Source organism: Sphingobacterium phlebotomi, assembly GCF_008180195.1.
GTDB lineage: Bacteria > Bacteroidota > Bacteroidia > Sphingobacteriales > Sphingobacteriaceae > Sphingobacterium > Sphingobacterium phlebotomi.
Genome location: NZ_VTAV01000004.1, coordinates 330,509 through 337,733 on the forward strand (window position 1 = coordinate 330,509; position 7,225 = coordinate 337,733).

Annotated in this window: 6 protein-coding genes and 1 pseudogene; 4 read left to right on the plus strand and 3 right to left on the minus strand. The window is 38.7% G+C overall.

All coding sequences use genetic code 11. The features are described 5' to 3' along the window. Positions 1-252: 252 nt before the first annotated feature. Both FXV77_RS09400 and FXV77_RS09405 read left to right on the plus strand, forming a co-directional pair. Positions 253-747: a helix-turn-helix domain-containing protein gene (locus FXV77_RS09400; protein WP_148918956.1), complete on the plus strand. Its 495-nt coding sequence runs from the start codon at positions 253-255 to the stop codon at positions 745-747. A 302-nt stretch (positions 748-1,049) separates the two neighbouring features. Continuing rightward, positions 1,050-1,523, plus strand: a complete 474-nt coding sequence (locus FXV77_RS09405) for a hypothetical protein (RefSeq protein ID WP_148918957.1) — start codon at positions 1,050-1,052, stop codon at positions 1,521-1,523. Between the two features lies 1 nt (position 1,524). On the opposite strand, the gene FXV77_RS09410 is transcribed toward FXV77_RS09405, so the two are convergent. The 3 genes and pseudogenes from FXV77_RS09410 to FXV77_RS22320 all read right to left on the minus strand — a co-directional run. Further along, the gene (locus tag FXV77_RS09410) at positions 1,525-2,163 is read right to left on the minus strand and encodes a DUF4276 family protein (RefSeq protein ID WP_148918958.1); all 639 of its coding nucleotides are present in this window, start codon (positions 2,161-2,163) and stop codon (positions 1,525-1,527) included. Position 2,164: 1 nt separating this feature from the next. Then, positions 2,165-3,238: an AAA family ATPase gene (locus FXV77_RS09415; protein ID WP_148918959.1), complete on the minus strand. Its 1,074-nt coding sequence runs from the start codon at positions 3,236-3,238 to the stop codon at positions 2,165-2,167. A gap of 162 nt (positions 3,239-3,400) precedes the next feature. Beyond that, positions 3,401-3,499, minus strand: a pseudogene (locus FXV77_RS22320) (ATP-binding protein); the annotation flags it as partial. A 480-nt stretch (positions 3,500-3,979) separates the two neighbouring features. On the opposite strand from FXV77_RS22320, the gene FXV77_RS09430 reads away from it, so the two are divergent. Together FXV77_RS09430 and FXV77_RS09435 are read left to right on the plus strand one after the other, a co-directional pair. Next, positions 3,980-5,884, plus strand: a complete 1,905-nt coding sequence (locus FXV77_RS09430; protein ID WP_148918960.1) for an ATP-dependent nuclease — start codon at positions 3,980-3,982, stop codon at positions 5,882-5,884. Continuing rightward, entirely contained in the window at positions 5,868-7,163 is a 1,296-nt protein-coding gene (locus tag FXV77_RS09435) for a UvrD-helicase domain-containing protein (protein WP_148918961.1), read from the plus strand. Before FXV77_RS09430 ends, FXV77_RS09435 begins: the two co-directional genes overlap by 17 nt. Positions 7,164-7,225 lie beyond the last annotated feature (62 nt).

A 7,225-nucleotide genomic window follows, 5' to 3' on the forward strand; every position in this document is an offset into this window, starting at 1 on the left:
AAGCGCCAATCCTACCTCAGAAATAAATTTTTCCAAAGATAGGATAAATTGACGCATTACTCACTCTCGCGTTGCTAAAACTGCCAGGTTTCGTTACGAGGTTCGTTTGTAGTCTATTTTACCTATATCTACTTTATATATCTTTTATTCTAAATCTTCATTAAATCATACTTCAAGACAAAAATGTAAATTATTTTTAAATATACAAAATTTTAGTCAATTACAAATGATTTCATTTCGTGTATTTGCCAAATGGAATCATTTTTCGGCAAGAATTTAAGAGCAATAAGAAAAAGCTTAAACCTTTCAATTAAACGGTTTTCAGAACTCACTGGAGTATCGCGAGCAACAATAGTAAATGTTGAGCAGGGGCACACAGGTTTGAAAATAAAAACAATGGAACGTCTTATAAGCTTTACAAACTTTACTGTCGAAAGGGTTAGCTCACCAAAATTTAAAATTCCAACCGATATACAGACACAATTATTTCTTATTCATAAAAATGATCTGGCAAAAAGAGAATATTTTATGAAGAGACCGAAGATATTGGATGCTGTGGATAAAGGACTGATAGATAGTGATTATTTTAAATCACCTCGAGAAATTAACGAAATAGTTTCATACTTTGCTGATATGGGTTGGAAGATCTTAGGGACATCTCTACAGAATGAGTTGAAAAAACATCCGAATGTTCAAGTTGATCCTCATCCAACTAAAAAGAATACGAATGTATACAGTAGGAAGTGATTCAGATCATCGTTGACAAGACGAACCATGAAGGAAAATGACGGATTTAAAAGCTAATCATGAGAGGTAAGAAATATTTACTTATATTGCTGATGGCGCTGACTAGTTTATTAGCATACGTCTACTTGAGAAAGTCTAACTTTTTTGAGATCGATGCATGTTTAGATTGCGGAGGACGCTGGAATTATCAAACCGAGGAATGCGACAGTAGTGGTCTAAAGAAAGATATTCAACGGTAAGTATTATTTTGAGCAGATTACAGATTAAAGTTTAATACCAATATACCTAGTACAATCAAAATCATGACAGGTCTCCAAGAAATGGTTTTTATCGATGAAATTGCTTTACAGGCAAAGATTGCTAAAAGGGCTGCTGATCGTTTAATCGAGACTCATGATACTTTTGACAAAATTGAGGTATGGTGTTCCATTCAGTCTATTTTGGTTGCCGCAGGCAATGTGTCTAAAATTCTTTGGCCATCTAGTAAAAAATACAAGCAACGTGGCGAAAGATTAAGACAAATGCTTAAAGTCGAAAATGATAATCCGATTTCTGACCGTAAATTCCGAAATCATTTTGAGCATTACGACGAACGAGTTGAAGATTGGTTTAAAAATTCACCAAGCGCCGTTTATATTGATCAGGCAATGAATCCATCCCTTCAATCTAGAAACCTCAATACTCACCGAGGATATAATTCCTTCAATAACACGTTGGTATTTAGAAGTGCAGACACCAGAGCAAGTTGCCCCATAGTTCCGTTATATGCATTATAATTTAATTATAACGATGCACTAATAATTTATCAATCCAATTGTCAAATCTAGGACATTTTGAACGCATTGTTTCAATAGAAACTTCTGTGCAGATCAACTCGGAATCGTTAACCTTGTCGTATGGAAAAATTCTTTTCAATCTTTTTGAAGGAGACGTAGTAGCCCCGCCATTGATATCTTCAGGATTTATATAAGCACTTATAATTGTTTGTATTTGATCAATCTTACCTGCATCGTCCAACAAAAATTGGAAACCTTCAATTGACGAAAAAAGTAATGTCTCAAATTCATATTTTTGGATGTATGGTATATAATTAGGATTTGAATCAAAATCTAAATACATTGCTTGTTCAATAAGATCACAATTAGTTATACTATAGCCAGGGAAATCATTAGGGAGTCTAAAAAAATCTAACAGTGTAGTAATTACGACATTACCTTGGCTTTCAATTCGAATTAAATCATTTTTCAGGTATTGATAGGAAACATTTCCTCCCTTTTGTTGCAACTTATTATTCGTTATAATCTTTTGGGCATTTATCGAAATATTAAGTCCTTGTGATATTAGATAGGGACTTAAGAATTTGTTAACAAAAACCAATTCAGAGTCTCCCTCTACTAAAATTACTAATCTTTTCATTTTAAAAAGGTTGCCCTCCAAAGATGTTTTTCTCCCAAATTTCACCTAGACTATACTCCGAGGTCCACCTAGATAGTTCATCAATATCAAGTCTCTTAAATACAGTTTCATACCCACTTCTATCTGCAACAATTATATCTTCAGCTTTAAAATTATTTAGCAACGTTACAGACTGTGTAGAAATGACGATCTGTGTTCCCTCTTCCGATTTCTTTCTAAATAAGCCACATAGCTTATTTATAGCTATTGGATGCAACCCTAATTCAGGCTCATCAATTATGATCGTTTTAGGAGGATTCGGTTGTAATAATAGCGTTGCCAAACAAATAAATCTCAATGTTCCATCCGATAAATTGTGAGCATTGAAATAAGAATCATAATTGCCTTTCTCTTGCCATTCTAGTAAAATAGTATTAGGATCTAATCGATTCGGTTCCAACTGAAATCTCTCGAAAAATGGGGCTATAGATTTTACCGTACGCTCAATTCTCATAAAGTGCTTATTATGCATTTGCTTTAGTAGATATAAGAATGAGGACAAGTTACTCCCGTCTCTTTTCAAAGAAAAATTATCATGAATATTGGATTGCGATTTTATTGGTGAGGTATCGCCTGTATCATGGAAGTGATAAACTTCAAACTCCTTTAATAAGTCATTTACGTAAAAAGCTTGTCTTTGTTTTGAATGTCTGAAAGTAGTTTCCAAAACATTCCTCCCGTAATTAGCTTCATGCCAGCCACTGCTTGCATTGAACGAAGTTCCGATATCTTTAATAAACAATGAATAGTCACCTTTCTGCAAGGTAAAGTAAAACCGATTTATGTCATCAAACTGAATTCCAATTATTACCTCTTGCGTTACCTTATCTCCTAAATGTAGAAATGTATTTGCTCCACCTTTACGAACTATATAATTCTGTAGGTTTTCCTCATATAGATTGCGAATTAAAGAAAATATGGAAATGAAATTACTTTTCCCCACTCCATTTCCACCAATCAGTACATTGAGAGGTTTTAATTCAATCTGTTGATTTTTTATTGACTTATATCCTTGAACGGTTACTAGCGATATCATATACTTTAAACTTAATACAAATTAACGAAATATCTTACATTCAGTTAAGCACCTCTAAATAAAACTGTTTAGTTACTGGATATAATGTTGATTCGCGCCCTCCGCTGGACATACTCACTCCTCTATCGAGTTAATCTCAGCCCAACTGATGACCTAACAATATTACTTCTTTTTTCTTAGACTTTCGCCTTTTAATTCAATTCGATATGAGCCACGCACCAGTCGGTCAAGTATTGCATCCGCAATTGTATCTTCACCGATTACATCATACTCAATGTCTTTTGCAGAACAAGTGCGTTTAAGGAAATGATTACGTTTCGTTTTGTGCCACTATACGAGATCAAGAAACTACCTTGCCGCTTGAAAAAAAAACAGCGACATTGCCGACATCCTCGATCCGATGGACTTAAAACAAATACTCACTTTACATCTGGACGATTACAGTAACCGTAAAACAGGTTCCGTTCTCGGTATTTCCCGTAATACGGTCAACACCTACAGCAGCTTTTCGCAGCTAGCGAATACTCATTCCAACAGCTTCTGTGCTTCGACACGGCCGCTTTATACGAACTGTTCTCGTCGCACACCACCCTGGACACAGCACGGCATAATGAGCTCATGCATCGAATTTGTGACAGCAGCTCAGGAAGCTAAAATTGTATCAGAAAAATCAGATGCATCAAGCTTCTCTTGCTTAATTAACTTCGTATCGCTATCTTTAATCTACATACTCTCGTTACCATGTACATATCAAAATTAACAATATCAAACTACAGGACATTTCGCGAGTTCTCCATAGATCTAAAACCATTGACGCTTATCATCGGTGAGAATAATATCGGCAAAAGTAACCTGCTGGACTGCATAGGACTGATTTTTAGTCAGGAAGTTTCCTATTATAAGCGCAGGATGCTGGAACTGGCCGATTTCAACTATGACACAATTGTTGCTCTAAAAAAAAAGATCTTGGACGACAGCATCCAACCTGAACTGATCGAGTATCCCAAGATCGTCATTCAGGCAACAGTTAAGGATTGGAACCCCGACCAGGGCGCAGTGGTTGCTGATTGGTACAGTAATGAAACATTCACCGAGGCGACCCTTACATATGTCTTTGCTCCTGTTAACCAGTTCGATAAAAATCAGCATATCATCGAGCAACGTAATTTCATTTCGAACTACCGCAAAAACTACGGACATGATGAATTTAAGAAAATATCCGAAGAGAACGTACTTGGGCTGATAGATTTCCCAATCGGCAAATATGCATATAGGATCTATGGTGGAAATGCAGTCGAAGCTACCGTCAATCCCTATTTCCTGAACCAGCTCAAGTTCGAGCTACTTGATGCCCTGCGCGACGCCGGCACCGAACTGGTTGCCAGCCACCAAAACAAGCTGTTATTCCGCATCCTAAACGCTAAAGAGGACAATGCCTACCAAGACCTGAAAGGCCAGCTAATTTATCTACAGGAAGCCATTAAAAACAACAGTACCCTTACCGAGATAAAGAATGGCATATCCGATCAGCTCGACAAGATCTCATTGGCCACTGACCAGACAACCAATATCGTGGATCTACTTTTTTCGACGCCTGAGGTGTCGGACCTGTTGAAAAAGATCAGTCTAATCTATGGAACCAATCCAATCAAAATAGAGCGAAACGGAACAGGACGCAACAATCTTTTGTTTATCTCTCTGATACTCTCCTATATTGAGGACATAAACCACTCCAACGCGGTCTATTTCAGGGTGGTCGGATTAGAGGAACCCGAATCCCATCTCCATCCAAATCTACAGGACCATCTTGCCCACAACATAGAGCTACTGATCAAAACCCAAGATCCCATTGATCCCAAAAAGAAGGTTAACAGAAAGGATATCCAGCTGTTGATCACCTCCCATTCGACCCATATCACTACCAAAGTCGATTTCGAAAACACGGTCGTGCTCTATGAAGATGACGACAAGAAGTTGGTCGCGCACTATGTACTTTCAGGTTTTGATGATAAAGCCAAAAGCAGAAAACAGGTAAGATACCTCAATAAATACCTGGATGCAACGAACACCAACATCTTTTACTCTCGGAAAACCATTTTGGTTGAAGGGATATCAGAAAAGCTGCTCATGCCCATCTTCTTCAAGAAAATAACTGGGCTTACCACAGAGAAGGCCAGCTGTTGTATCGTAAACGTAAATGGATTGGCGTTTGCTAATTTCCTAGAGATCATGAAAAATGGATTTTTCCAAAGGTGTCTAGTTCTTACGGACAGCGACAGCAAAACGCAAACCTTGCAACGTCCATTGGATCTCAAGACCAGATACGAAAGTAAGCTCATCCAAGTACAGATCAGCTCTGAGACTACGTTCGAAAAAGACTTGATCGAATCCAACAAATCCGGAGAAGGCAGACAGATACTGCTCGATGCTCTCGTTTCGATAAGGCCGACGGTAGGAAAAACCTATAGGGACAAACTTGGGGCTGGTAACATAGAAGTTGAAGCTTTTTTCGGTCTAATCGAAGCCTACAAGTCCGAATTTGCGTATGCATTGATGCTTGGACTTGAGGAAAATGATCATGGTTTTACGGTACCGGAATATATCAATAAGGGAATATTGTTTTTGATCGATGACAAAAAAAACTAGACCAAGGGCAACGCTGATCATTGCCGGCCCTGGCGCAGGCAAGACCCATAACATGGTGGCGGAGATCATCAACAACCTCCCCTTGCTCGACAGGTGCAGGTTCATGGCGGTCATCACCCATACCAATGCGGCCACCAACAACATAAAGGTTAGGCTTTCAAAGCTCATCACAATCCCCCAGAACCTATTCATCGGCACGATCCATGCCTTCCTGAACAAGTTTATCGTCATCCCCTATTCTAGTTTCGAGGATGCGACAATTCCGAGTGAAAAACTATTTGTACAATTTGGGGTAGATGAGGCCCTGAACCACATCCGCAAGCAAAAGAATATCAAAAAATCGGACCATAAGGAGTTATCCATACTCCGTAGCAAGATTGTCAGATCCCTTAACAAAAAGGGGTATATCACCTTCGATCAGACCTTGGTACTGGCCAAGAACTCCATGAACAGCTCCCATATTGCCCAACAGGTCGCCAACCGCCTGCAGTTTCTTTTTGTAGACGAATTCCAAGATACCGGCAACGAAGTGTACAGTATCATCGAGATCTTGCGAAAACTGGGTCTTACCAAAATCTATTGTGTCGGAGATCCCGAACAGTACATCCAAAGCTTTGATTCGACGATACGCTCATTTACCAATACCCCCATAATGAAGGCCATTGCCAGCAATGGCTTTGAGGTTACCCTCAACCAGAACAACTTCCGCTGTTCTGAAAAGATTATTACATTTTTAAACCAATTCAATGGAAGAATTTTTGGGGATAACAAATTCCAGCAGTTTGCAAAGAGTAAAAAATCACAATGTGCTACAGTTGAGGACCTCCAAGCGCCAGACGTTTTCCTAATCCAAGGAGACGGCAGCACAGTATCCCTAACTATAGAAAAATTCTACAAGCTGTGCGATAAGCACGGCATCCCTATCGGAAATCGCTGTCTGTTGGGCAAACAGGAAGCACTGGTAAAAAGAATAATTGCCGCTGTAAACAACCATTATATGAATCCCAAAAAGAATGGAAACCTAAACCCTATAAACACCATCAGGGACACCGTTCTCTACATGCTTGAAGTAAATAGCGAAGAGTATTACTTGAAATATAAAAAATCGGCTCACGAACTCCGAAAACTAGCTATAGCACTATTCCACGCAATAAGGCTCAACACGATCGCCAACGAAAATGATTTCGGAAATTATCTAATTGAAAAACACGATCTGCAGCCAAAGCGCAAGATGCTGGTCAAGATCGAGGATCTAAAGTTCAGCGTATCCGTCCTATGAGCCACGTCTATGAATAATCTGATGTTGTTTCTAGCTTTGCTGGATGAGCAAAGAAGAAAAAA